Annotated in this window: 19 protein-coding genes; 11 read left to right on the top strand and 8 right to left on the bottom strand. The window is 68.3% G+C overall.

What is annotated here, in order from left to right; genetic code table 11:
* Nucleotides 1–3: 3 nt before the first annotated feature.
* Nucleotides 4–453 (bottom strand): type II secretion system major pseudopilin GspG, encoded by a 450-nt coding sequence (gene gspG / locus WFQ67_RS17640; protein WP_173180200.1) that lies wholly within the window; start codon nucleotides 451–453, stop codon nucleotides 4–6.
* 260 nt (nucleotides 454–713) lie between these two features.
* Between gspG and gspI the strand changes: the two genes are divergently transcribed.
* Nucleotides 714–1,109, top strand: coding sequence for a type II secretion system minor pseudopilin GspI (gene gspI, locus WFQ67_RS17635; RefSeq protein ID WP_213630294.1), 396 nt, complete (start codon nucleotides 714–716; stop codon nucleotides 1,107–1,109).
* A gap of 2 nt (nucleotides 1,110–1,111) precedes the next feature.
* Here gspI and WFQ67_RS17630 read toward each other — a convergent pair whose 3' ends face one another.
* Nucleotides 1,112–1,540: a type II secretion system protein N gene (locus WFQ67_RS17630; RefSeq protein ID WP_337057714.1), complete on the bottom strand. Its 429-nt coding sequence runs from the start codon at nucleotides 1,538–1,540 to the stop codon at nucleotides 1,112–1,114.
* A 57-nt stretch (nucleotides 1,541–1,597) separates the two neighbouring features.
* Here WFQ67_RS17630 and gspH point away from each other — a divergent pair, with 57 nt between their 5' ends.
* Both gspH and WFQ67_RS17620 read left to right on the top strand, forming a co-directional pair.
* Entirely contained in the window at nucleotides 1,598–2,068 is a 471-nt protein-coding gene (gene gspH, locus WFQ67_RS17625; protein WP_175384263.1) for a type II secretion system minor pseudopilin GspH, read from the top strand.
* Nucleotides 2,068–2,685: a PulJ/GspJ family protein gene (locus WFQ67_RS17620; protein WP_337057713.1), complete on the top strand. Its 618-nt coding sequence runs from the start codon at nucleotides 2,068–2,070 to the stop codon at nucleotides 2,683–2,685. Before gspH ends, WFQ67_RS17620 begins: the two co-directional genes overlap by 1 nt.
* A gap of 516 nt (nucleotides 2,686–3,201) precedes the next feature.
* On the opposite strand, the gene glgB is transcribed toward WFQ67_RS17620, so the two are convergent.
* The 3 genes from glgB to WFQ67_RS17605 are packed head-to-tail and all read right to left on the bottom strand — an operon-like array spanning nucleotide 3,202 to nucleotide 10,740.
* Nucleotides 3,202–5,403 carry a 1,4-alpha-glucan branching protein GlgB gene (glgB, locus tag WFQ67_RS17615; RefSeq protein WP_337057712.1) on the bottom strand — a complete coding sequence of 734 codons (2,202 nt, stop codon included), beginning with the start codon at nucleotides 5,401–5,403 and terminating at the stop codon, nucleotides 3,202–3,204.
* On the bottom strand, nucleotides 5,400–8,720 hold the full coding sequence (gene treS, locus WFQ67_RS17610; RefSeq protein ID WP_337057711.1) for a maltose alpha-D-glucosyltransferase: 3,321 nt from the start codon (nucleotides 8,718–8,720) through the stop codon (nucleotides 5,400–5,402). Before treS ends, glgB begins: the two co-directional genes overlap by 4 nt.
* A gap of 10 nt (nucleotides 8,721–8,730) precedes the next feature.
* Nucleotides 8,731–10,740 (bottom strand): alpha-1,4-glucan--maltose-1-phosphate maltosyltransferase, encoded by a 2,010-nt coding sequence (locus WFQ67_RS17605; RefSeq protein ID WP_337057709.1) that lies wholly within the window; start codon nucleotides 10,738–10,740, stop codon nucleotides 8,731–8,733.
* A gap of 212 nt (nucleotides 10,741–10,952) precedes the next feature.
* Here WFQ67_RS17605 and WFQ67_RS17600 point away from each other — a divergent pair, with 212 nt between their 5' ends.
* From WFQ67_RS17600 to WFQ67_RS17575, 6 genes are all read left to right on the top strand, one after another.
* On the top strand, nucleotides 10,953–12,473 hold the full coding sequence (locus WFQ67_RS17600; RefSeq protein WP_337057708.1) for a sigma-54-dependent transcriptional regulator: 1,521 nt from the start codon (nucleotides 10,953–10,955) through the stop codon (nucleotides 12,471–12,473).
* A 521-nt stretch (nucleotides 12,474–12,994) separates the two neighbouring features.
* Nucleotides 12,995–13,369, top strand: a complete 375-nt coding sequence (gene gcvH / locus WFQ67_RS17595) for a glycine cleavage system protein GcvH (protein ID WP_173179622.1) — start codon at nucleotides 12,995–12,997, stop codon at nucleotides 13,367–13,369.
* Nucleotides 13,370–13,380: 11 nt separating this feature from the next.
* Nucleotides 13,381–16,245, top strand: a complete 2,865-nt coding sequence (gene gcvP / locus WFQ67_RS17590; protein WP_337057707.1) for an aminomethyl-transferring glycine dehydrogenase — start codon at nucleotides 13,381–13,383, stop codon at nucleotides 16,243–16,245.
* 181 nt (nucleotides 16,246–16,426) lie between these two features.
* On the top strand, nucleotides 16,427–17,803 hold the full coding sequence (locus WFQ67_RS17585) for an L-serine ammonia-lyase (RefSeq protein ID WP_213630280.1): 1,377 nt from the start codon (nucleotides 16,427–16,429) through the stop codon (nucleotides 17,801–17,803).
* Nucleotides 17,804–17,909: 106 nt separating this feature from the next.
* Complete coding sequence (gene gcvT, locus WFQ67_RS17580) at nucleotides 17,910–19,025, top strand: glycine cleavage system aminomethyltransferase GcvT (RefSeq protein WP_213630278.1); 1,116 nt, start codon at nucleotides 17,910–17,912, stop codon at nucleotides 19,023–19,025.
* A 598-nt stretch (nucleotides 19,026–19,623) separates the two neighbouring features.
* Complete coding sequence (locus WFQ67_RS17575) at nucleotides 19,624–20,178, top strand: hypothetical protein (protein ID WP_111262645.1); 555 nt, start codon at nucleotides 19,624–19,626, stop codon at nucleotides 20,176–20,178.
* Between the two features lie 346 nt (nucleotides 20,179–20,524).
* Here WFQ67_RS17575 and feaR read toward each other — a convergent pair whose 3' ends face one another.
* The 3 genes from feaR to paaY form a co-directional block, all read right to left on the bottom strand.
* Entirely contained in the window at nucleotides 20,525–21,445 is a 921-nt protein-coding gene (feaR, locus tag WFQ67_RS17570) for a transcriptional regulator FeaR (protein ID WP_337057705.1), read from the bottom strand.
* A 151-nt stretch (nucleotides 21,446–21,596) separates the two neighbouring features.
* Complete coding sequence (gene paaX / locus WFQ67_RS17565) at nucleotides 21,597–22,520, bottom strand: phenylacetic acid degradation operon negative regulatory protein PaaX (RefSeq protein ID WP_337057704.1); 924 nt, start codon at nucleotides 22,518–22,520, stop codon at nucleotides 21,597–21,599.
* 67 nt (nucleotides 22,521–22,587) lie between these two features.
* Complete coding sequence (paaY, locus tag WFQ67_RS17560) at nucleotides 22,588–23,184, bottom strand: phenylacetic acid degradation protein PaaY (protein ID WP_337057703.1); 597 nt, start codon at nucleotides 23,182–23,184, stop codon at nucleotides 22,588–22,590.
* A gap of 418 nt (nucleotides 23,185–23,602) precedes the next feature.
* Between paaY and paaF the strand changes: the two genes are divergently transcribed.
* A complete protein-coding gene (gene paaF, locus WFQ67_RS17555) occupies nucleotides 23,603–24,376 on the top strand; it encodes a 2,3-dehydroadipyl-CoA hydratase PaaF (RefSeq protein WP_337057701.1) in 774 nt (257 codons plus the stop codon).
* A 38-nt stretch (nucleotides 24,377–24,414) separates the two neighbouring features.
* On the top strand, nucleotides 24,415–25,206 hold the full coding sequence (gene paaG, locus WFQ67_RS17550; RefSeq protein WP_213630270.1) for a 2-(1,2-epoxy-1,2-dihydrophenyl)acetyl-CoA isomerase PaaG: 792 nt from the start codon (nucleotides 24,415–24,417) through the stop codon (nucleotides 25,204–25,206).
* Nucleotides 25,207–25,210 lie beyond the last annotated feature (4 nt).

Genomic DNA, 25,210 nt, shown 5'->3' with positions numbered 1-25,210 from the left:
GGCCTACAGCTGCCAGGAGCCGATGTCGGCATTGACGCCCTCGCCCTCGGGCTGGCCGTCGGCCCCCAGGGAGAAGATGTCCACCTCGCCGTTGGCGCCGGGGTTGAGGTAGTTGTAGGGGCGGCCCCAGGGGTCGTTGGGCAGGCGCTCGAGGTAGGAGCGCCAGTTGCTCGAGGTGGCGTTCGCCGGGCGTTCCACCAGCACCTTCAGGCCTTCGTTCTGGCTCGGGTAGCGGCCCTGGTCGAGGCGGTAGAGCTTGAGCGCCTGCATCAGCCCGGCGATGTCCTGGCGAGCGGCGGTGGCACGGGCCTGGTCGGGGCGGTCGAGCACCTTGGGCACCACCATGGCGGCGAGGATGCCGAGGATCACCACCACCACCATGATCTCGATGAGGGTGAAGCCCTGCTGGCCATTCCGGCCGCGAACCGGGGAGCTGAACCGCGCGATATCCATCTCGACACTCCTTGGGTCTGCCTCGGCCCGCTCCGTGGAGGCGGGCCCGTCCTGTCGACCCGGATTGTTCCAAGCGCATATGTCACTGGTATTGAAAATCCTCGGGAGGATTTCCCCCGCGCCCCGCCACGACGCCCGTGGCAGGGGGCTGCGCGCCGATAGGCCCGCGTTTGGGGGCGCCGTCCTCCGGTGTTTCCGTCAGCGTTTCGTCAGACGCCGGCGCTAGGCTGGAGCCTCCTTCACCGACCCGTGACCCGCCCATGCGCAAGGCCCACGCAACGCCCCGGCAAGCGGCCGGTTTCACCCTGATCGAAGTGCTGGTGGCGCTGGCCATCGTTGCCGTGGCCATGTCGGCGGCGGTGCGTGCCGCCGGGCAGATGACCCAGGCCGACGGCTTGCTGCGCGACCGTTCCATCGCCCTGCTGGCGGCCCAGTCGCGCCTCGCCGAGCTGCGCCTGGAGGGGCTGCCGGGTGTCGGCCGCAAGGTGCTGGACTGTGATCAGGGGCGCCTGCGGTTGAGCTGCGAGCAGCGCGTGACCCCGCTGGGCGACCTGCTGCAACTGAGCCTGCGCGTGTACGACCGTGAACGTGGCGGCCCGCCCCTGGCGCGCCTGGAAACCCTGGTGGCGCGCGACCGCCTGCAGGTGACGCCGTGAACTCAGCGCAGCGAGGGCAGCGGCGGCGCGTCGGGCAGGCGGGCGATGGACAGGCGCTGGGTTTCACCGCCCCGGGCGATGATCACCGCGTCCCGTTCGATGGCGTCCAGGCGTACGCCCTCCCCCAGGCTCTCGCCAGCGAGGAAGGCGCGGGGCGGCGCGTCGTCCACCGCGAGGATGGCTACGGCGCCACGCTCCCCGGCGAACAGCCCGGTGAGGCGCACGTCCAGCTGGCTGGCGCGGCTGGCGAACCATTGCGCCGCCTCCCGGGCGGCGGCAGGCACCGGCTGCGGGGGCCGGCTGAGCGCCTGGGCCTGCTGGGGCCCGGGGTCGCCCAGCAGCAAGCCCCAGGTGACCAGGCCCGCCAGGGTCGCCGCCAGTGCGGTGCCCTGGACCCATGCGGCGGGGTTGAAGCGGCTGACAAGGCGCATGCGACGGTTCTCCGGAAATTCCTGGCGCCGACGCTAGCAGCCGATCTTCACGGTTTTATGTCATCTCCTCCCGAGTGTGCCGGGCACGCGCAACGGGGGTTCACCCTGATCGAGCTGATGGTGGTGCTGGTGATCGTCGGCATCGCCACGGCGGCGGTGAGCCTGAGCATCCGCCCCGACCCGGCGCGCCTGCTGCGCGAGGACGCCAAGCGCCTGGCGCTGCTGTTGCAGAGTGCCCAGGACGAGGCCCGCGCTGACGGTCGCGCCATCGCCTGGCAACCGGACGCACGCGGTTACCGCTTCCTGCGCCTGGAAGATGGCGGTGCCGATGCGCGGGTGTTCGCCGGCGACCCGCAGCTGCGCCCGCGCACCTGGCAGGTGAGCCCGCTGGACGTGCGCCTGAGCAGCGGGCGCTGGCTGCTGATCGACGCCGAGTGGATCGGCGAGCCGGCGCGCATCGAGCTGTCGGATGGGCACAACAGCGTCAGGGTCGTGCGCGAGCCGTCCGGCCGCATCGAGGTGCAGTGATGAGGGGTCAGCATGGTTTCACCCTGATCGAGGTGATGGTGGCGATCCTGCTGATGGCCCTGGTGTCGCTGGTGGCCTGGCGCGGCCTGGACAGCGTGAGCCGCAGCGACGCGCACCTGCAGGCAGCTGCCGAACGCAACGATGAGCTGCTGCACGCGCTCAACCAGTTGCAGCGCGACCTTGCCCAACGCGCCACCACCGAGCTGCTGGAACCCCTGCGCCCGGACGCCGACGCCGACGCGCTGCCGATCCGCTCCGGGCCGCCGGCCCTGGTGCTGCGCGGTGGCGGCACCGGGCCGCCGCGCCTGGAGCTGGTCCGCGTCGCCCCGTCCCGCCCCGGCCTGCTGCTGCGGGTGCGCTGGTGGGTGGAGGGCGACACCCTGTACCGCGCCGCCTCCAGCGCCGGCTCGCGCTACCCGCTGCCGGCACCCGGCAAGGGCGTGGCGGTGATGAGTGGCGTGAGCGACTTCGACCTGCGCACCTGGCGCCCCGGCAAGGGCTGGACCACCCTCACCGGCACCCCGGTGGAAAACCCCCAGGGCCTGGAACTCACCCTCACCCGCCAGACAGCGCAAGGCACCGAGCATTACCGCCAGGTGATGGGGCCGTTCCCGTAGGAGCGAATTCATTCGCGATGGGATGTCCAGCCGCGCGAAACCTTGTGCCGGCTGCGGGTCTTTCGCGGCTGAAGCCGCTCCCACAAAATTGGAGCCGTCCTGGCACGGATGCAGGTTGGGTTGAGGCACGAAGCCCAACGCAGCAGAGCCGGCCCCGCACCGGTGGGCCTCGCTGCGCTCGGCGCCAACCTACGGCCTGCAGCCGGGCTACCGCCCCTTGTGGGAGCGAATTCATTCGCGATGGGATGTCCGGCTGCGCGAAACCTTGTGCCGGCTGCGGGTCTTTCGCGGCTGAAGCCGCTCCCACAAATTGGAGCCGTCCTGGCGCGGATGCAGGTTGGGTTGAGGCACGAAGCCCAACGCAGTGTGTAGGGTGGATGGCGCTTCACCCATCCACCATCGCGGCCCGGCGAAACACCGCTGGTGGAGGTGAAAAGCGACCTCCACCCTACGCAAACCTCGCCCTTGCGCCCGGCCCGACCTCTCACCGTTGGGCCTCGCCTTGCTCACGCCCACCTAGGTCGAGGTGGGCTTGAGGATCAGCGCGCCCAGCGGCGGGAGGTCGAGCACCAGGGAGTGGGGCTGGCCGTGGCTGGCCTCGTCCTCGGCGTGCGCTTCGGCGAGGGTGCCGGCGTTGCTGCCGGCGTACCCTTCGGCGTCGCTGTTGAGCAGCACCTGCCAGGTGCCCGGCAGCGGCACGCCGATGCGGTAGCCCGAGCGCGGCACGGGGGTGAAGTTGTGCACCACCAGCAGCGGCGCGCCGTCCTGGCCCTTGCGCAGCCAGGCGTAGACGCTGTTGCCCTTGTCATCGCCGATCAGCCACTGGAAGCCTTCGGCGACGCCGTCCAGCTGGTGCAGCGCAGGCTCGGCGCGGTACAGGGCGTTGAGGTCGCGCAGCAGGGTCTGCACGCCCTGGTGCTCGCCGTAGCGCAGCAGGTACCAGTCCAGTTCGCTGTCATGGCTCCACTCGCGCCACTGGCCGAACTCGCAGCCCATGAACAGCAGCTTCTTGCCCGGATGGCTCCACATGAAGCTGAAGTAGAGGCGCAGGTTGGCGAACTTCTGCCAGCGGTCGCCGGGCATCTTGTCCAGCAGCGAGCGCTTGCCGTGCACCACCTCGTCATGGGAGATGGGCAGGATGAAGTGCTCGGAGAAGGCGTAGAGCAGGCCGAAGGTCAGCTGGTGGTGGTGATGGCTGCGGTTGACCGGGTCTTCGCTGGCGTACTTCAGGCTGTCGTGCATCCAGCCCATGTTCCATTTGTAGGCGAAGCCCAGGCCGCCTTCGCGGGTGGGCCGGCTGACGCCGGGCCAGGCGGTGGACTCCTCGGCTATCACCAGCGCGCCCGGCGCCTCGGTGGCGACCACGTCGTTGAGATGGCGCAGGAAGTCGATGGCCTCCAGGTTCTCGCGCCCACCGTGGCGGTTGGGGATCCACTCCCCGTCCTTGCGCGAGTAGTCGCGGTAGAGCATCGAGGCCACGGCGTCCACGCGCAGCCCGTCGATGTGGTAGGCGCGCAGCCAGTGCAGCGCGGAGGCCAGCATGAAGCCGTGCACCTCGGTGCGGCCGAGGTTGTAGATGTAGGTGTCCCAGTCCTGGTGGAAGCCCTCGAAGGGGTGTTCGTACTCGTACAGCGCGGTGCCGTCGAAGCGGCCCAGGCCGTGGGCGTCGGTGGGGAAATGCGCCGGCACCCAGTCGAGGATGACGCCGATGCCGGCGCGGTGGCAGGCGTCGATGAAGGCGGCGAAGTCGCGCGGGCTGCCGTAGCGCGAGGTGGGCGCGAACTGCGACAGCGGCTGATAGCCCCAGGAACCGCCGAAGGGGTGCTCCATGATCGGCAGCAGCTCGATATGGCTGAAGCCCAGCTCCTGCACGTAGGGAATCAGCTGTTCGGCCAACTCGTGCCAGTTGAGCACGCGGCCGTCGTTGCCACCCTCCTTGCGCCAGGAGCCGACGTGCACCTCGTAGATCGACAGCGGGCGGTCATGGGCCTGGCCGCGCTGGCGGCCGTCCATCCAGTCCTGGTCCTGCCAGTGGAAGTCCAGCGGCGCGCTGACCACCGAGCCGGTGGCCGGCGGCAGCTCGGTGGCCAGGGCCACCGGGTCGGCCTTGAGCGGCAGCAGGCCGTGCTGGCCGAGCAGCTCGTACTTGTACACCTCGCCCGCCTGCAGGCGGGGCACGAACAGCTCCCAGACCCCCGCCGGGTGACGCAGGCGCATGGGGTGGCGGCGCCCGTCCCAGCCGTTGAACGCGCCCACCACGGAGACGCGCCGGGCATTGGGCGCCCACAGGGCGAAACGCACGCCGGCCACGCCTTCGTGCTCGGTGAGCTGGGCGCCGAAGACCTTGCCCAGCTCGCGATGGTTGCCCTCGGCGAACAGGTAGAGGTCGGTCTCGCCCAGCAGCGGGCCGAAGGCGTAGGGGTCTTCGGTTTCCTGCACGCCTTCGCTCCAGTGGATGCGCAGGCGGTAGCGCTGCAGTTGCGCGGGCCGGGCGATGAACAGGCCCGGCGTGGCGGCCTGTTCGAAGGGGCACAGGGTCTGGCCGCTGTCGCCATCCAGCAGCTCGACGCCCAGGGCGCCCGGCAGGTAGGCCCGGACCACCGGGCCCTGGTCGTCGTGGTGCGGGCCGAGGAAGGCGAAGGGGTCGCCGTGCTCGGCACGCACCAGTGCCTCGATCTGGGCGCGGTCGGCGCCCTGCTCCATCGTCACATCATTCATTTCTTGCTCCCCAGGAGATGGCGGCCCAGTTCCACCAGCCCCAGCATCGGCACATCCAGCCAATCGGGGCGGTAGCGGGCTTCGTAAAGGATTTCGTAGGCGGCCTTCTCGATGCTGAACAGGGCCAGGGCGGCGACCTCGCCGTCACGCTCGTGCCAGGCGTGCGGCAGGTTGGCGGCGGCCAGCCGATAGGCGTCAAGGAAGGCCGTGCGGGCCTGGCTGCGGTAGGCGCTGGCGATGCGCTGGCGGGCCGCCTCGGCCTCGCTGGAGGCATCGGCGCCCTGGGCGTTGCGCAGGGCCATGGCGGCGGCGTAGTCGAAGGAGCGCAGCATGCCGGCCACGTCCTTCAGCGGGCTGTGGTGGGCGCGGCGCTCGTCCAGGCTGCGGGTCGGCTCGCCTTCGAAGTCGATGATGAAGGCATCGCCCTGGGCCACCAGTACCTGCCCCAGGTGCAGGTCGCCGTGCACGCGGATGCGGATGCCGCCGGCGCTGCGCCGGGCCAGCTTGTCGACCACCTCCAGCAGTCCGGCCTGGTGGCTGCCCAGCCAGTCGGCCAGCGCCCGGGCGGAGTCGGAAAGGCCTTCGCGGGATTCGGCCACCCGCTCCAGTGCCTCCCGCAGCTGCACGCCGACGCTGTGGGCCCAGGCGTCGGTTTCCGGCGTGTCGCTGCCCCGGTAGCCGAAGTCGGGGTTGTCGCTGGGGCGGGCGAGCACCTCGTGCATCTCGCCGAGGCGGCGGCCGAGCATGCGGGCGAAGGCTTCCAGTTCCACCAGCGCGGTGTACTGGCTCTCCAGCCCGGACACGCCACCGGCCAGCTCGTCACGCACGGCGCGTTCCAGGGTGTTCTGCGTCCATTGCCAGGCGTCGCCCTGGTTGCTGAGGAAGGCCTGCAGCACCATCAGCGTGTGCGGGGTGCCGGCTTCGTCGACCCGGCGCACCTCGCCCAGCAACGGCGGGATGTTGGCGAAGCCCTGCTCGGTGAGGTAGCCGCCCATCTCGGTTTCCGGGTGGATGCCGGGCAGCACCCGGCGCACCAGCTTGAGCACCATGCTCTCGCCGATCACCGCCGAGCTGTTGGACTGCTCGGCGGAGACGAGGTTGACGTCGCCGTCCAGGGCGCCGATGAAGTCCACCAGGCGCGAGGTCGGGGCGAACTGCAGCTCGCTGCCCTGCCAGCGCAGCACCTGGCCGCGACTCAGCTGGCGCACCACCTGGCGGACGAAGCCCGGCAGGGTGAAGGCGTCGGTGAGCAGGCCGACCTGGCGCCCCCGGCGCAGGCGCGCCAGGGCCAGTTGCTCGGGCACGGCGCTGCCCGCCTGGTGTTCGGCGACGAAAGCCAGCGGCAACTGGTAGTGCTCGCGGCGCTCGCCGTCGCGGCTTTCCACCTCGGCCAGCACGCAGAGCTCGTCCGCCTCGCCGAAGGGCACGGCATAGAGCAGGCGCACCTCGCCCGCGCCGTCGCCGGAGAACCAGCGGCGCTTGGGCAGGTAGGCCGGCAGGGATTCCCGCGCCAGGGTGCCGCCGGCAGCGCCGCGCAGCAGCTCCTGCAGGTCGTGCTTGATGACCAGGGTGGGCAGCTCGGGCAGCCGGTCCACGGGGGGTACGTGCCAGGTGGGCATTTGCGCCTCGTCTGCGAGCAGGAACCAGTAGAAGCCGTACGGCGGCAGGGTCAGCAGGTAGTTGAGCTGGCCGATCGGCGGGAATGGCGAGCCACCGACCATCTCGACCGGCACCTTGCCGTCGTAGGCGGAGAGCTCGAGTTCGGCGGCCTGGGCGGCGCGGGACAGGTTGGCCACGCAGAGGACGATCTCGTGGCGGCCGTCGGGCCCGGTGTACTCGCGCAGGTAGGCGAGGATGCGGCGGTTGGCCGGTGACAGCATCTTCAGGCTGCCGCGCCCGAAGGCCTTCTGCTGCTTGCGCACGGCGAGCATGCGCCGTGTCCAGTTGAGCAGCGAGTGCGGATCGCGCGCCTGGGCCTCGACGTTGATGGTCTGGAAGCCGTAGAGCGGGTCCATGATCGGCGGCAGCACCAGGCTCGCGGGGTCGGCGCGGGAGAAGCCGCCGTTGCGGTCGATGGACCACTGCATGGGCGTGCGCACGCCGTCGCGGTCGCCGAGGAAGATGTTGTCGCCCATGCCGATCTCGTCGCCGTAGTAGAGGGTCGGCGTGCCGGGCATGGACAGCAGCAGGCTGTTGAGCAGCTCGATGCGCCGGCGGTCGCGCTCCACCAGGGGCGCCAGGCGCCGGCGGATCCCCAGGTTGATGCGCGCGCGGCGGTCGGCGGCGTAGTAGTCCCAGAGGTAGTCGCGCTCCTGGTCGGTGACCATTTCCAGGGTCAGCTCATCGTGGTTGCGCAGGAAGATGGCCCACTGGCAGTTGGCGGGGATGTCCGGGGTCTGCCGCAGGATGTCGGTGATGGGGAACCGGTCTTCCTGGGCGATGGCCATGTACATGCGCGGCATCAGCGGGAAGTGGAAGGCCATGTGGCATTCGTCGCCCTCGCCGCTCTCGTTGCCGCCGAAATACAGCTGGGTGTCCTCGGGCCACTGGTTGGCCTCGGCCAGGAGCATGCGGTCGGGGTACTTGGCGTCCAGTTCGGCGCGGATGCGCTTGAGCACCTGGTGGGTCTCGGGGAGGTTCTCGTTGTGGGTGCCGTCGCGCTCGATCAGGTACGGGATGGCGTCCAGGCGCAGGCCGTCGACGCCCAGGTCGAGCCAGAAGCGCATCACGGCGAGCACTTCGCGCATCACCTGGGGGTTGTCGAAATTGAGGTCGGGCTGGTGGGAGTAGAAGCGGTGCCAGAAGTACTGCCCGGCCACCGGGTCCCAGGTCCAGTTGGACTTCTCGGTGTCGAGGAAGATGATCCGCGTGCCCTGGTAGTGCTGGTCGGTGTCGGACCAGACGTAGTAGTCCCGCGCCCGGGAGCCCTTCTTCGCCTCGCGGGCGCGCTTGAACCAGGGGTGCTGGTCGGAGGTGTGGTTGATGACCAGCTCGGTGATCACCCGCAGGCCGCGGCGGTGGGCTTCGGCGATGAAGCGGCGGGCGTCGGCCATGCTGCCGTAGTCGGGGTGCACGCCGCGGTATTCGGCGATGTCGTAGCCGTCGTCGCGCCGTGGCGAAGGGTAGAACGGCAGCAGCCAGATGGTGTTCACGCCCAGCTCGGCGATGTAGTCGAGCTTGTCGATCAGGCCGGGGAAGTCGCCGATGCCGTCGTTGTTGGAGTCGAAGAACGACTTCACGTGCACCTGGTAGATCACCGCGTCCTTGTACCAGAGCGGGTCGTTGAGGAAGGCGGCGGGCCGCTGTCTCTTCGCCATGGCTCTGCCCTCAGGTCGCGGCGCGGATGCGCCAGATGCCGAAGGGCTGGTGCCAGGGCTCGATGCGCATCCACTGGGTCTTGCCGTGCCAGGTCCAGGTGTGGCCGTTCATCAGGTCCTCGCCGTGGGTGGCGGCGTCCTCGGGCAGGCCCAGTTCCCACAGCGGCAGCTCGAAATGCGCCTCCTGGGCGTTGTGCGGGTCGAGGCTGATGGCGATGAGGATGAAGTTGGAGCGGTCGGCGGTGCGCTTGCCGAAGTACAGGATATTGTCGTTCCAGGCGTTGTAGACCTGCAGCCCCAGGTGGGTCTGCAACGCCGGGTTGGCGCGGCGGATGCGGTTGAGCTGGGCGATCTCGCTGACGATGTTGCCGGGGGCCCGGTAGTCGCGCTGGCGCAGCTGGTACTTCTCCGAATCCAGGTACTCCTCCTTGCCCGGCACCGGTGCCGACTCGCAGATCTCGAAGCCCGAGTACATGCCCCAGAGGCCGGAACCCATGGTCGCCAGGGCGGCGCGGATGAGGAAGGCGGCGCGGCCCTGGCCGTGCAGCGGGAAGGGGTTGATGTCCGGCGTGTTGACGAAGAAGTTCGGCCGGTAGCAGTCGCACAGGGGCGGCTGGTTGAGCTCGGTGAAGTACTGGGCGAGCTCCTCCTTGGTGTTGCGCCAGGTGAAGTAGGTGTAGCTCTGGGTGAAGCCGACCTTGCCCAGGCGCGCCATGACCGCCGGCCGGGTGAAGGCCTCGGCGAGGAAAATCACCTCGGGATGGGCGGCGCGGATGTCGGCGATCAGCCATTCCCAGAACGGCAGCGGCTTGGTGTGAGGGTTGTCGACGCGGAACAGGGTCACGCCCTGCTCCACCCAGCCCTTGACCACGTCGCGCAGGGCCAGCCACAGGTCGGGCTGGGCATCCCGGGCGTAGAAGTCGACGTTGACGATGTCCTCGTACTTCTTCGGCGGGTTCTCGGCGTGGCGGATGCTGCCGTCGGGTCGCCAGCTGAACCAGCCGGGGTGCTGGGCCAGCCAGGGGTGGTCCGGGGAGCACTGGATGGCGAAGTCGAGGGCGATCTCCAGGCCGTGCTCGCGGGCGGCCTGGACCAGGGCCTGGAAGTCCTCGCGGCTGCCCAGTTGCGGGTGGATGGCCTCGTGGCCGCCCTCGGCACTGCCGATGGCGTAGGGGCTGCCGGGGTCGTCCGGGCCGGCCTTGAGGGAATTGTTCGGCCCCTTGCGGTGGGTACGGCCAATGGGGTGGATGGGTGGGAAGTAGAGCACGTCGAAGCCCATGGCCTGGATGTCCGGCAGCCGCGCGATGACGTCGCGGAAGGTGCCGTGGCGCTTGCCGTCGTTGGCCGCCGAGCGCGGGAACAGCTCGTACCAGCTGGCGAACTCGGCCCGCTTGCGTTCCACGTCCAGCGGGTACAGCGGGCTGCGCACACGGTGGGGATGGGCCTCGACCCGAGTCACGGCGGCCACGGTCCCGGGCGCCAGCAGCAGGGCCACGCGCTCGTCGATGGACGGGGTCTCCTCCAGGCGCGTGAGCAGCGCCTGCAGCTCGTCCACCAGGGCCGCCGGGGCCTGTTCCAGGGCCTGGCGCAGCAACAGCTCGCCTTCCTGCAGCTCCAGCTTGATGGGCACGCCGGCGCCGTGCTTCTTCGACAGCTCGTAGCAGTAGCTGCCGTAGAGGTCCCACCAGGCTTCCACGGCGAACACCATGCGGCCCACGCGCGGCGGCACGAAGCTGGCCTGCCAGTGGTCGTTGCCGAGGAACTCCAGGGGCACGCGCTGCCACTCGGGGTCCTCGACCAGGCGCCAGAGCACCTGGCCGGCGAGCTTGTCGTGGCCATCGGCGAAGATCACCGCCGTGACGGTGCGGGCCTCGCCCTCGATGGCCTTGGCGGCGAAGCGGCCGCCCTCCAGCTGGGGCTCGACGGACTCGATGGCGATACGCGGGAAGGCCAGGGCCTCATCCAGTTGCAGCGCCCCGGAAAGGCGCGCGGCGGACTCGGCTGGGGTGTTCAGGGACATCGGTCTGGCTCCTTCTGACCGGCGCATGGAGGCCGGCTGGGGCCGCGCCGGGTTGCGGAAGTGGTGTGCTAGTTCCGAACCCCCTCGCGGGGCAAAGTTCGAACTTTCTCCGGGGCCACCGGCGGCCGGTTCCGCTGCACGGCACAAGCCATGGCCCCGCACCACCCCGAGCGGGCATAATCTGCGGCTTTCATCCAGCGGCTCCGCCTTCCATGCGCATTCACGTCACCTTCATCGATCGCGTCGGCATCACCCAGGAAGTCCTCGCCCTGCTGGGCGGGCGCAACCTCAACCTGGATGCGGTGGAGATGGTCCCGCCGAACGTCTACATCGACGCGCCCACCCTCAGCGCCGAGGTGCTGGACGAGCTGCGCGGCGCGCTGCACAAGGTGCATGGCGTGCAGGAGGTGACGGTGGTGGACATCCTCCCCGGCCAGCGCCACCGGCTGCAGCTGGATGCACTGCTGGCGGCCATGACCGACCCGGTGCTGGCGGTGGACCGGGACGGCCGCGTGCTGCTGGCCAACCCGGCGCTGCTGGCCCTGCATGGCGGTGAACTGGAAGGCGCGACGCTGGCCCAGCTGTTCGCCGACGACAGCCTGCACAACGTGCTGCGCGAGCAGGGTTTCCGCCTGCCGCTGCGCGAGGTGACGCTCAAGGGCCAGGCGCTGATGCTCGACGCCGTGCCCATCACCGAAGGCGAGCACCTGGCCGGTGCGCTGCTCACCCTTTACCTGCCCAACCGCATCGGCGAGCGCCTCTCGGCCCTGCACCACGATCACGCCGAAGGCTTCGACGCGCTGCTGGGCGACTCCCAGCCCATCCGCACCCTCAAGGCCCGCGCCCTGCGCGTGGCGGCCCTGGACGCGCCGTTGCTGATCAACGGCGAGACCGGCACCGGCAAGGAGCTGGTGGCGCGGGCCTGCCACGCCGTCAGCGCGCGGCACAACCAGCCGTTCCTGGCGCTGAACTGCGCGGCATTGCCGGAGAACCTCGCCGAAAGCGAGCTGTTCGGCTATGCCCCGGGCGCCTTCACCGGCGCCCAGCGCGGCGGCAAGCCGGGGCTGCTGGAGCTGGCCAACCAGGGCACGGTGTTCCTCGACGAGATCGGCGAGATGTCGCCCTACCTGCAGGCCAAGCTGCTGCGCTTTCTCAGCGATGGCTGCTTCCGCCGGGTGGGCGGCGATCGCGAGGTGAAGGTGGACGTGCGCATCCTCAGCGCCACCCACCGCGACCTGGAGAAGATGGTGGCCGAGGGCAGCTTCCGCGAGGACCTGTTCTACCGACTCAACGTGCTCAACCTGGACGTGCCGCCGCTGCGCGAACGGGGGCAGGACATCCTCCTGCTGGCACGCTTCTTCATGCAGCAGGCCTGCACCCAGATCCAGCGCCCGCCCTGCCGCCTGGCGCCGGGCACCTATCCGGCGCTGCTGGGTAACCGCTGGCCCGGCAACGTGCGCCAGTTGCAGAACGTGATCTTCCGCGCCGCGGCGATCTGCGAGAGCAGCATCGTCGAGATAGGCGACCTGGACATCGCCGGCACCGCCGTCGCCCGCCAGAACGACGGCGAGGTGAACAGCCTGGAAGAGGCCGTGGAGAACTTCGAGCGCGCGCTGCTGGAAAAGCTCTTCACCCGCTACCCCTCCACGCGCCAGCTGGCGGCACGGCTGCAGACCTCGCACACCGCCATTGCCCACCGCTTGCGCAAGTACGGGATACCCGGCAAAAATTGATGTAACACCTCAATATATTTCCATATCCAACTGTTTTAATTGACTATTTTAAAAAGAATCGCCACGTAGGATGGGTAGAGCGAAGCGAAACCCATGCTGGCTCCCGGCACCTTCTCGATGGGTTTCGCTTCGCTCTACGCCATCCTACGGCTTAAAACCTCATATTTCTTCTACAAAACAATACTAATTTATTGATTTATATGGATTTTAATTCATGACAATCTTGACCCGTAGCGAATTCGCTACAGCGTAACGACTCCGTAACATCCGGCCCCGCACCCCGCCGTTCCTGACACGCCCCCTGCGCCCCGTGGAAAACCCTCATTTTCTGTAGCGTTTTCGCTACACCCATCTTCGTGCAAGACCTCTCGAATCACCTCCAACCCCTTGTTTTATCTGGCCATGACCATCCTGGCACCACCCTTGCTAACTAGCCGACCAGACAGCACGGGACGTCGTTCCGTGCGGGGGTCCATAGAGCGCCCGGCAAAGAACCGGGCCAAAGCATCGAGGAGTTCCGAATGAGCGAGTTGCGTTTCACCGCCGAACACGAATGGCTGCGCCTGGAGGCCGATGGCCAGGTGACCGTGGGCATCACCGAGTACGCCCAGGAGGCGCTGGGTGACGTGGTCTTCGTGCAGCTGCCGGAGCTCCAGGCCTATGCGCAGGGCGCGGAAGTCGCGGTGCTGGAATCGGTCAAGGCCGCCAGCAACATCGTCATGCCGCTGGACGGCGACGTGCTCGAAATCAACGAAACCCTCAACGACAGCCCCGAACTGGTCAACGAAGACCCGCTCGGCAAGGGCTGGTTCTTCCGCATGCGCCTGGCCGACAACGCCGTGCTGGCCGACCTGATGGACCGCGCCGCGTACGAAGCCCTGATCAAGAACGCCTGAGGAGCCCGACCATGCCCACCCAGACCAACGCCCTCGGCACCACCAACGAATTCATCGCCCGCCACATCGGCCCGCGCGACGCCGATACCCAGGCCATGCTCGACCTGCTCGGCTACGCCGATCTGGAAGCCCTGAGCACCAGCGTCATCCCGGACAGCATCAAGGGCACCAGCGTGCTCGACATGGGCCCGGGCCAGAGCGAGGCCGACGCCCTCGCCGCGATCAAGGCCATCGCCGGCAAGAACCAGCTGTTCACCAACTACATCGGCCAGGGCTACTACGGCACCCACACGCCCTCGCCGATCCTGCGCAACCTGCTGGAAAACCCCGCCTGGTACACCGCCTACACCCCGTACCAGCCGGAAATCTCCCAGGGCCGCCTGGAATCGCTGCTGAACTTCCAGACCCTGATCAGCGACCTCACCGGCCTGCCGATCTCCAATGCCTCGCTGCTCGACGAAGGCACTGCCGCCGCCGAGGCCATGACCTTCTGCAAGCGCCTGTCGAAGAACAAGGCCGGCAATGCCTTCTTCGCCTCCCGCCACTGCCACCCGCAGACCCTCGACGTGCTGCGCACCCGCGCCGAGCCGCTGGGCATCGAAGTGGTAGTAGGTGACGAGCGCGAGCTGACCGACGCCAGCCCCTACTTCGGCGCGCTGCTGCAATACCCGGCCAGCAATGGCGACCTGTTCGACAACGCCGAGCTGGTGGAGCGCTTCCACGCCGCCGGCGCCCTGGTGGCCGTGGCCGCCGACCTGCTGGCCCTGACCCTGCTCAAGGCCCCGGGCGAGTTCGGTGCCGACGTGGCCTTGGGCAGCGCCCAGCGCTTCGGCGTGCCGCTGGGCTTCGGCGGCCCGCACGCGGCCTACTTCGCCACCCGCGACGCCTTCAAGCGCGACATGCCGGGCCGCCTCGTCGGCGTCTCCATCGACCGCCACGGCAAGCCGGCCCTGCGCCTGGCCATGCAGACCCGCGAGCAGCACATCCGCCGCGAGAAGGCCACCAGCAACATCTGCACCGCGCAGGTGCTGCTGGCCAACATCGCCAGCATGTATGCCGTGTACCACGGCCCGCAGGGGCTGACCCGCATCGCCAAGCGCGTGCACCAGCTCACCGCCATCCTCGCCCAGGGCCTGGCCAAGCTGGGCGTCACCGTCGAGCAGCAGAGCTTCTTCGACACCCTGACCCTGGCCACCGGCGCGCGCACCGCCGAGCTGCACGCCAAGGCCCGCGAGCACCGCATCAACCTGCGCGTGGTCGACGACCAGCGCCTGGGCCTCTCCCTCGACGAGACCACCACCCAGGCCAGCGTCGAAGCGCTGTGGGCGATCTTCGCCGACGGCCAGGCACTGCCCGCCTTCGCCGAGCTGGCCGCGACCATCCCCAGCCGCCTGCCCACCGCGCTGCTGCGCGAGTCGGCGATCCTCGCCCACCCGGTATTCAACCGCTACCACTCCGAAACCGAGCTGATGCGCTACATGCGCAAGCTGGCCGACAAGGACCTGGCGCTGGACCGCAGCATGATCCCGCTGGGCTCCTGCACCATGAAGCTGAACGCCGCCAGCGAGATGATCCCGGTCACCTGGGCCGAGTTCGGCAACCTGCACCCCTTCGCCCCGGCCGAGCAGTCCGAGGGCTACCAGCAGCTGACCACCGAGCTGGAAGCCATGCTCTGCGCCGCCACCGGCTATGACGCCGTGTCGCTGCAGCCCAACGCCGGCTCCCAGGGCGAGTACGCCGGCCTCCTGGCCATCCGCGCCTACCACCTGAGCCGTGGCGACGACCAGCGCGACATCTGCCTGATCCCGCAATCGGCCCACGGAACCAACCCGGCGACCGCCAACATGGTCGGCATGCGCGTGGTCGTGACCGCCTGCGACGCCCGCGGCAACGTCGACATCGCCGACCTCAAGGCCAAGGCCGAGGAACACCGCGACCGCCTCGCCGCGATCATGATCACCTACCCCTCCACCCACGGCGTGTTCGAGGAAGGCATCCGCGAAATCTGCGAGATCATCCACGCCAACGGCGGCCAGGTGTACATCGACGGCGCCAACATGAACGCCATGGTCGGCCTCTGCGCCCCGGGCCAGTTCGGCGGCGACGTGTCCCACCTGAACCTGCACAAGACCTTCTGCATCCCCCACGGGGGCGGCGGCCCGGGCGTCGGCCCGATCGGCGTCAAGGCCCACCTGGCGCCCTTCCTGCCCGGCCACGGCCATCTGGCGCGCAAGGAAGGCGCGGTCAGCGCCGCGCCCTTCGGCAGCGCCAGCATCCTGCCGATCACCTGGATGTACATCCGCATGATGGGTGGCGCCGGCCTGCGTCGCGCCTCGCAGATGGCGATCCTCAACGCCAACTACATCGCCCGGCGCCTGGAAGAGCACTACCCGGTGCTCTACACCGGCACCAACGGCCTGGTGGCCCACGAGTGCATCCTCGACCTGCGCCCGCTCAAGGACAGCAGCGGCATCAGCGTCGACGACGTGGCCAAGCGCCTGATCGACTTCGGCTTCCACGCCCCCACCATGTCCTTCCCGGTGGCCGGCACGCTGATGATCGAGCCGACCGAGAGCGAGTCCAAGGAAGAGCTGGACCGCTTCTGCGACGCCATGATCCGCATCCGCAACGAGATACGCGCGGTGGAGACCGGCGCCCTGGACGCCAACGACAACCCGCTGAAGAACGCCCCGCACACCGCGGCGGAGCTGGTCGGCGAGTGGACCCACCCCTACAGCCGCGAACAGGCCGTGTACCCGACCGCCAGCCTGGTGGACGGCAAGTACTGGCCGCCGGTGGGCCGTGTCGACAACGTCTTCGGCGACCGCAACCTGGTCTGCGCCTGCCCGTCCATCGAGGCGTACCAGGACGCCTGACCGACCCAGCGGGTTCCCGCCTGCGCGGGAATGACGATGCACGGGGCGCCTTGCGGGTGCCCTGTCACTCCCGCGAACGCGGGGGCCCACCGAACGACCGTCGGGCCGCGAGGCCCGATATCCCCCAGTGTCTACGCTGACCCAATAACAACGAGCACGATCCAGGCTCAGGAGCGACACCATGTCCCTCAGCGTCTTCGACCTGTTCAAGATCGGCATCGGCCCTTCCAGCTCCCACACGGTCGGCCCGATGCGGGCGGCCGCGCGCTTCGTCGACGGCCTGCGCCGCGAAGGCCTGCTGGCCGCCACGGAAGTCCTGCGGGTGGAGCTCTACGGCTCCCTCGGCGCCACCGGCAAGGGCCACGGCAGCGACAAGGCCGTGCTGCTCGGCCTGGAAGGCGAACAGCCCGACACCGTGGATACCGAACACATCGACACCCGCCTGGCGCGCATGCGCAAGGACGGCGAGCTGCGCCTGGGTGGCGAGAAGGCCATCCGCTTCGTCGAGAAGGACCACCTGGCGATGATCCGCCGGCCCTTGCCCTACCACCCCAACGGCATGATCTTCCGCGCCTTCGATGCCGCCGGGCTGCAGCTGCGCTCGCGCGAGTACTACTCGGTGGGCGGCGGTTTCGTGGTGGACGAGGAAGCCGCCGGGCACGACCGCATCGTCGAGGACCAGACCCCGCTCGCCTACCCCTTCAAGACCGGCAAGGAACTGCTCGCCCACTGCGCCGCCAGCGGCCTCTCGATCAGCGCACTGATGCGCGAGAACGAAAAGGCCTGGCGCAGCCCCGAGGAGACCAGCGCCGGGCTGCAGCGCATCTGGCAGGTGATGCAGGACTGCGTGAAGGCCGGCTGCCGCAAGGAAGGCATCATGCCCGGCGGGCTCAAGGTCAAGCGCCGCGCCGCCGCCCTGTTCCGCCAGCTCAGCGAGCGCCCGGAGGCCGCCCTGCGCGACAGCCTGACGGTGCTCGACTGGGTCAACCTCTACGCCCTGGCGGTGAACGAGGAGAACGCCACCGGCGGGCGCGTGGTCACCGCGCCCACCAACGGCGCGGCCGGCATCGTCCCGGCGGTGCTGCACTACTACGCACGCTTCGTCCCCGGTGCCAATGACGAGGGCGTGGAGCGCTTCCTGCTCACCGCCGCCGCCATCGGCATCCTCTACAAGGAGAACGCCTCCATTTCCGGCGCCGAAGTGGGCTGCCAGGGCGAAGTCGGCGTGGCCTGCTCCATGGCCGCCGGCGCGCTGTGCGAAGTCATGGGCGGCAGCGTGCAACAGGTGGAGAACGCCGCCGAGATCGGCATGGAACACAACCTGGGGCTGACCTGCGACCCGGTCGGCGGCCTGGTCCAGGTGCCCTGCATCGAACGCAACGCCATGGGTTCGGTGAAGGCCATCAACGCCGCCCGCATGGCCTTGCGCGGCGACGGCCAGCACTTCATCTCCCTGGACAAGGTCATCCGCACCATGCGCCAGACCGGGGCCGACATGAAGAGCAAATACAAGGAAACCGCTCGCGGCGGCCTAGCCGTGAACATCATTGAATGTTGATAGCAGCGGCAAGTTTCAAGCCGCAAGCTTCAAGTGAAAACACCGTTTTGCTGCCACCTGCTTGCGGCTTGCCGCTTGTGGCTTGCAGCTTCCGAAGGAGATTTACATGACCCTCGCCAAGACCCCGCTGCACAGCCTCCACCTCGAACTCGGAGCGAAAATGGTTCCCTTCGCCGGCTACGACATGCCGGTGCAGTACCCGCTGGGCGTGATGAAGGAGCACCTGCACACCCGTGAGCAGGCCGGGCTGTTCGATGTGTCCCACATGGGGCAGATCCGCCTGCGTGGCAGCGACGCCGCCAAGGCCCTGGAGACCCTGGTGCCGGTGGACATCATCGACCTGCCGGTGGGCCTGCAGCGCTACGCCGTGTTCACCGATGCCAACGGCGGCATCCTCGATGACCTGATGGTGGCGCGCCTGGGGGCGGACGAGCTGTTCCTGGTGGTCAACGCCGCCTGCAAGGACCAGGACCTGGCCCACCTGCGCGCGCACATCGGCGACCGTTGCGAGATCGAGCCGCTGTTCGAGGAACGCGCCCTGCTCGCCCTGCAGGGCCCGGCGGCAGTCACCGTGCTGGCACGCCTGGCGCCCGAGGTGGCGAAGATGACCTTCATGCAGTTCGGCAGCGCCCGCCTGCTGGGCGTCGAGTGCTACGTCAGCCGCTCCGGCTACACCGGCGAGGATGGCTACGAGATCTCCGTGCCCGCCGACAAGGCCGAGGCCCTGGCCCGCGCCCTGCTGGCCGAGCCGGAAGTCCAGGCCATCGGCCTCGGCGCCCGCGACTCGCTGCGCCTGGAGGCCGGCCTGTGCCTCTACGGCCACGACATGGACACCGCCACCACCCCCATCGACGCCAGCCTGGCCTGGGCCATCTCCAAGGTGCGCCGCGCCGATGGCGAGCGCGCCGGCGACTTCCCCGGTGCCGAGCGCATCTTCGCCCAGCAGCGCGAGGGCGTGGCCGCCAAGCGCGTCGGCCTGCTGCCCCAGGAACGCGTACCGGTGCGCGAAGGCGCCGAGATCGTCGACGCCGACGGCACCGTCATCGGCCGCGTCTCCAGCGGCGGCTTCGGCCCCACCCTGGGCGGCCCGGTGGCCATGGGCTACGTCAACGCCGCCCACGCCGCGCTCGACAGCGAGATCTGGGCCGTGGTGCGTGGCAAGCGCGTGGCGATGAAGGTCGCCAAGACCCCCTTCGTGCCGCAGCGCTACTACCGCGGCTGACCCTTTACCCTCGATGCCCCGCAGGCTCCCCCAGCCGAACGGGCCCTCAAGGCGACGGTGCGAACCGTCGCCTTTTCTTTTTCTCAGAACAGGGCCTGCCCCGGAATGCAGGATGGAGGTCGCTCCTTACCTCCACCGGCGATGCCTGGTGTCACAACCCAATCCCGGGCCGTGCCACACCGCCGTAGGTTGGCGCCGAGCGTAGCGAGGCCCAACGGTGGTCAATGGGAGGGTGCCAGGGCCATTCGCGAGCAGAGCTCCCTCCTACGGGTCTCGCTCCGAAGGACGATTCATGGCACGAATCCGCGTCGCCTGTGTGCTTCTTCGCGAATGAATTCGCTCCCACAAAAGCGGGCACAGGCGGGCCTCCGCAGGTCGCTCGATTCATCACACGCAAGATTACAAATCGCTCGCAACCCATTGATTCATATGGAATTGAAAAATATAGAATTTACTTTAACTTTTGCCTGCATGCGTTTGAAAACAGGCGTATCCGGCGCCGAAACCTTGCCGTAATACTTCTGGCATATCGCCGTCATCTCGCCGTCACACGACTCGGGCAGATTCGCGTCTCACCAATCCTGGGGAGGACCATGAAATGCCCTACAAGAAAACCCTGATCCAATCGCTGACCCTGGCCGCGCTGGCCATCGCCGTTTCCGCCTGCAGCACCCAGCCGGCCGCCCCGGCCAAGGTCGAGGCGCTGAACAACGAGGACTGGTATCAGATCCGGACCGAGAAGGAGCTGTTCGTCTTCGACGACTACGCCACCTATCGCGGCTTCATGCAGAACGGCACCGCCCCGCTGAAGAAAGCCACCGGCAAGAAGGACGGCTTCGACCGCGACATCACCCTGATCCTCAAGGCCGACGACCAGGGCAAGGAAGCCAAGACCAGCGCCCAGCGCTTCCTGGACGTCAGCCTGCCGCCGGCCCAGCCGTTCTACGGCGAGCTGCGTGACGAAGAAGGCATCATCTACGTGTTCAGCCGCTACGGCGACATGATGGACATGTACAAGATCGGCGAGCCCACCTTCAGCTACGTCGACATCGGCGGCGGCCCCGACGGCCAGCGCGTGGTCTACGTCCTGACCAAGGAAGAGCCCAAGCCGGAGAAGCTGATCGCCCAGTTCCGCCGCAACTACGGCATGTGATCCGCTAAGCACGGTCACCCGACGGCAGCGCCAAGGCGCTGCCGTTTTCATTTGCGCAGAAAATGCGCCGCTCTTGTGGGAGCGAATTCATTCGCGAAGAAACCCGGCACCCACCCGCCCGGGAACGCCCGTAGGGGCGAATTCATTCGCCCAAGGGCAACGGAGTTGCCCGCCATGCCGCCACCCGCACCGCCCTCTTGGCCACACCTGCACCTGCACCCGCATCCACGCCCGCATCACCGCCCGCAATCCAAACAGGAAACGGAGCGGATCGGGACCCTGTGGCAGCGCTGCGCGCTGCCTGGGCGAATGAATTCGCCCCTGCAGTCGCGCAGCCCAGGATCGTCTAGTGCTGATAGCGCTTGCGGTACTCGCCGGGAGAAACGCCGAAGCGCGCCTTGAAGGCGGTGGAGAAATAGCTGGAATCCGAGAAGCCCCAGGAATAGCCGAGGGCGGAAAGCTTCTGCTCGGCGCCGCCCAGGCGCAGGGACTCGGCGCAGAAGTCCAGGCGGCGGTTCTTGATGTATTGCGCCACCACCAGCCCCTTGCGCGAGAACATGCGGTACAGGCCGCGCACCGAAACCCCCACCTCGCGTGCCAGCAGCTCCGGGCACAGCTCCTCGGAACGGATGTGCGCATCGATGAAGTCCAGAGTCTTGCGGAACACCCGCTCATGCACGTCGCCCTCGGCATCGACGGCGCTGATGGCCGGGCGCAGCAGGCTGACCACCGCATCCAGGGTCGCCTCGCTCTCGTGCTGGCTGAGGCACTCGTGCTGGCTGGCCTCCAGCACCAGGCGATGGGTGAGCAGCGCGATCGGCGAGGTGGCGGCGATCTTCTGCGCGCAACGCACGCTGCCGTAGCGCAGGTTCTGCTCCACCAGGTGGCGCGGCAGGATCAACGACAGCTGCCGGGAATTGGCGCCGTAGGTGAAGTCGCTGGGCAGCGAGGAGTCGATCAGGGTGATGTCGCCGGGCGCCAGGCGCACGCGGCTGCCGCCCTGCTCCATGTTCGCCTCGCCCTGCAGCTGGAAGGCGGCGAAGAAATGCCGGCTGTCGCTCTGCGCCACCTCGTGCTCGGTGCGATAGAGCCGGGCCTGGGCGACATCGACGAAGCTCAGCTTGATGGCGCCGGACTTGTATTCGCGGACCGCCCCGGAGAATTCATCCCCGAGGGTCTTGGCGCAGAAGCGTCCGCATACCTGGTTGATCCGCTGCAGCCATTCGTCGAAGCGGTCGGTTCTCAGTGCACGTGCAGTCATGACCATGGAGCCTCTGGCTAGCTTTCTTATTGTTATTCAAGGCCGCATCGAGGCGACCTTCGTTCATTCTTCCTCCGTGCCATCCCGCAACCTGCGGTGCGGCCCGGCGGGACACGCCAAGCACTTCGCCCTCCGGGGCATTTCGAGACAGGGAGCCCTATTTAAGCCCGCCGAATCGCCGATAGAAACTTTCGCCGACATCCGGCAGGGGTCCGTCTGCGGTTTCCAGTGCGCCATTGAGCCATTCCTCGGCCTTGGCTTGCACCAGGCGATAGATATTGCGGCACAGCTGGCGCGCCGCACGCCCTTCCCAGTCGCCCGGCAACAGTTCGTCGGGCAGCTGCGGGTCGCGCAGCAGCAATTTGCGGTACTCGTGTATCAGCAGGGTTCGTGCCAGGAAGCAGTCCTGCGGCTGCAGCGCCTCCTGTTCGCGCAGCACCTGCCACAGCGGGCGGAACAGCTGGATGAATTCGCTGTAGTGCGCCGCCAGCTCGTCGATGTTCCAGCTCTCGCGAACCTGCATGCGCAGGGCCCTGGAGGCGAGTACATCCTGGGCGGTGGTCTCGAAGACGATGGTTTCCTCCAGGGCCTCGAGGTCCTGCAGGGTGGCGTTCACATCCATGCGGTCGCAGCGCGGGCAGGCCAGCACGATGGGAGAAATCGCACCAAAACCTTGCCACTCCAGCTCCTCGCGCACCTGTTTGCGCTTCTCCTGGGGCAGTTGCGAGAGCATCACCAGGCACCAGGAACCGTCCCAGGCCGGCAGGCTGGAGCTGTACACCCGCTTGAAGGCCTTCTCGAAACGCCGCCGCCCGGTGCCGGTGAGGCTGTAGTAGCTGCGCCGGCCGACCTTCTCGGCGGTGAGCCAGCCTTCCTTGGTCAGGCGGAAGATCGAGGTGCGGATCAGCCGCTCATTGACGCCGATCGGCTCCAGCAGCTGGATCAGGCTGCCCAGCCACACGGTGCCGCCATGGGGCTCGATGGCATCGCCGTAGAGGGTGATGATCAGGGAGCTGGCGCGCAGCGGCGTCTGCTCCTGGAAACGGGTGATGAGGTGCTGCAGGGGAGCGAGGGACGTCATGGGCGAACCGGGCGCTGGAAAGTTGCCGAATATACCCGTCGCATCGGCGCGCTGACCACAGCCGCACTCATGCCGACGCCCCCTTCGGACGCAGGCCATCGACACGGTTGCGCGGGCGACCGGCCTCCACCGCCGCCAGCGGCTCGCAGGCCACCAGGCTGGCCATGCAGCGCCGCGCCAGCACCTGGTACTCCCGGGTGCCGCGCTGCTTCCAGGCCACTTCCTCGTCGCTGAGGCGGCGCTTCACCTCGGCCGGGGCGCCCATGACCAGGGACTGCTCCGGGCACGCGAAGCGCGCCTTGACGAAGGCCGCGGCGGAGACGAAGGAGCGCGCACCGATATGGGCGCCATCCATCACCACCGCATTCATGCCCACCAGGGCGTCCTCGCCGATGCGGCAGCCGTGCAGCACCGCGCCGTGGCCGATATGGCCATTGCGCTCCACCACCGTGTCGCTGTCCGGGAAGCCGTGCATCACGCAGGTGTCCTGGATGTTGGCGCCCTCCTCCAGGACGATCCGCCCGAAGTCGCCGCGCAGGCTGGCCAGCGGGCCCACATAGCAGTTGGGGCCGATGATCACGTCGCCGATCAGCACCGCCGACGGGTGCACGTAGGCGCTCGGGTCGACCACCGGAACCAGGCCGTCGAGGCTGTAGCAGGTCATGGCGCAACACCCCGCGCGATGGGTTGAAGCAGGAAAAGGTGGCTCATGGTCGATCCTCGCAAGCGGATACCGCAACAAAAAGCGATGCGGCAGACGGCTCAACTTGTATCACATCATTTTTATCGGATAAAGCCAGCGATCGCGTATCGGTTGACGCAAAGCCACTGACTGCCGCCTGAAACCCGCATGAATACTGAAAAACAACCGCACGCGCAGACGAAAGGCCAACACCTTCCACGCCAGGAAGCGCAAGAAGACACTCCATTAAAGACACACAAATACAATTCAATACTTATTGTTTTGTATCGCTTCATGCGTATACTCCGGCAAACGCCAGCCCGCCCCTCGGACGGATGCCTGGCAATCCAACAACAAATGCCGGCCCAGATGCCGTGCGTGCGCCGTGAGGGCCCCTTCCATGCCCCAGACTCTCGTCGTCCTGCCACCGGATAGAGGCGTGCGCCTCATCACCCTGCAACGCCCGGAGGCGCTCAACGCCCTGAACACCCAGCTGCTGGGCGAACTGGCACTGGAACTGGACGACGCCGAGCGCGACCCGCAGACCCGCGTGGTGGTGCTCACCGGCAGCCGCAAGGCCTTCGCCGCCGGTGCCGACATCAACGAGATGGCCGAGCGCGACCTGGTCGGCATCCTCGACGACCCGCGCCAGGCCCACTGGCAACGCATCGCCCGCTTCCCCAAACCCCTGATCGCCGCAGTCAACGGCTTCGCCCTGGGCGGCGGCTGCGAGCTGGCCATGCACGCCGACATCCTCATCGCCGGCGAGGACGCCCGCTTCGGCCAGCCGGAAATCAACCTCGGCATCATGCCGGGCGCCGGCGGCACCCAGCGCCTGCTGCGCGCCGTGGGCAAGTCCCTGGCCATGCAGATGGTGCTCAGCGGCGAGGCCATCGACGCCCGCCACGCCCAGCGCGCCGGCCTGGTGAGCGAAGTGACCCAGCCGGAATTCACCGTCGAGCGCGCCCTGGCCATCGCCCGCGTCATCGCCAGCAAGGCACCCCTCGCCTTGCGACTGGCCAAGGAGGCGCTGCTCAAGGCCGAAGACACCGACCTCGCCAGCGGCCTGCGCTTCGAGCGCCACGCCTTCACCCTGCTGGCCGGCACAGCCGACCGCGAAGAAGGCCTCGCCGCCTTCCGCGAGAAACGCACCCCCGAATTCACCGGCCGCTGACCCGGCCGCCCACCACTCGACTCCATAGAGCGCACGCCATGAATTTCGAGCACATCCTGTTTTCCATCGAGGCGGGGGTCGCCACCCTCAGCCTCAACCGCCCCGAACAGCTGAACAGCTTCAACGCCGCCATGCACGGCGAGGTCCGCGAGGCCCTCAAGCGCGTGCGCCAGGACCCGGAGGTGCGCGTATTGCTGCTCACCGGCGAAGGCCGTGGCTTCTGTGCCGGGCAGGACCTGGCCGACCGCAATGTCGCGCCGGGCGCCGAGATGCCCGACCTGGGGCTGTCCATCGAGCGCTTCTACAACCCGCTGATCCGCGCCCTGCGCGACCTGCCGCTGCCGGTGATCTGCGCGGTCAACGGCGTGGCCGCCGGCGCCGGCGCCAACCTCCCGCTGGCTTGCGACCTGGTGCTGGCGGCGCGTTCGGCCAGCTTCATCCAGGCCTTCTGCAAGATCGGCCTGGTCCCCGATTCCGGCGGCACCTGGAGCCTGCCGCGCCTGGTCGGCATGGCCCGTGCCAAGGCCCTGGCCCTGCTGGGCGAGCGGCTGAGCGCCGAGCAGGCCGAGCAATGGGGGCTGATCCACCGCGTGGTGGACGACGCCGCACTGCGCGACGAGGCCCTCAAGCTGGCGCGCCACCTGGCCACCCAGCCCACCTACGGCCTGGCCCTGATCAAGCGCGCCCTCAACGCCAGCCTGGACAACGGCTTCGACCAGCAGCTCGAGCTGGAGCGCGACCTGCAGCGCCTGGCCGGGCGCAGCGAGGACTACCGCGAGGGCGTTGGTGCCTTCATGGAGAAACGCACCCCGAGCTTCAAAGGACGCTGAGCCC

The sequence above is a fragment of the Pseudomonas sp. USHLN015 genome, assembly GCF_037153275.1.
GTDB classification, from domain to species: domain Bacteria; phylum Pseudomonadota; class Gammaproteobacteria; order Pseudomonadales; family Pseudomonadaceae; genus Metapseudomonas; species Metapseudomonas tohonis.
The sequence above is the reverse complement of the archived record's forward strand: the minus strand, read 5'-3'. Positions and strand labels throughout refer to the sequence as shown.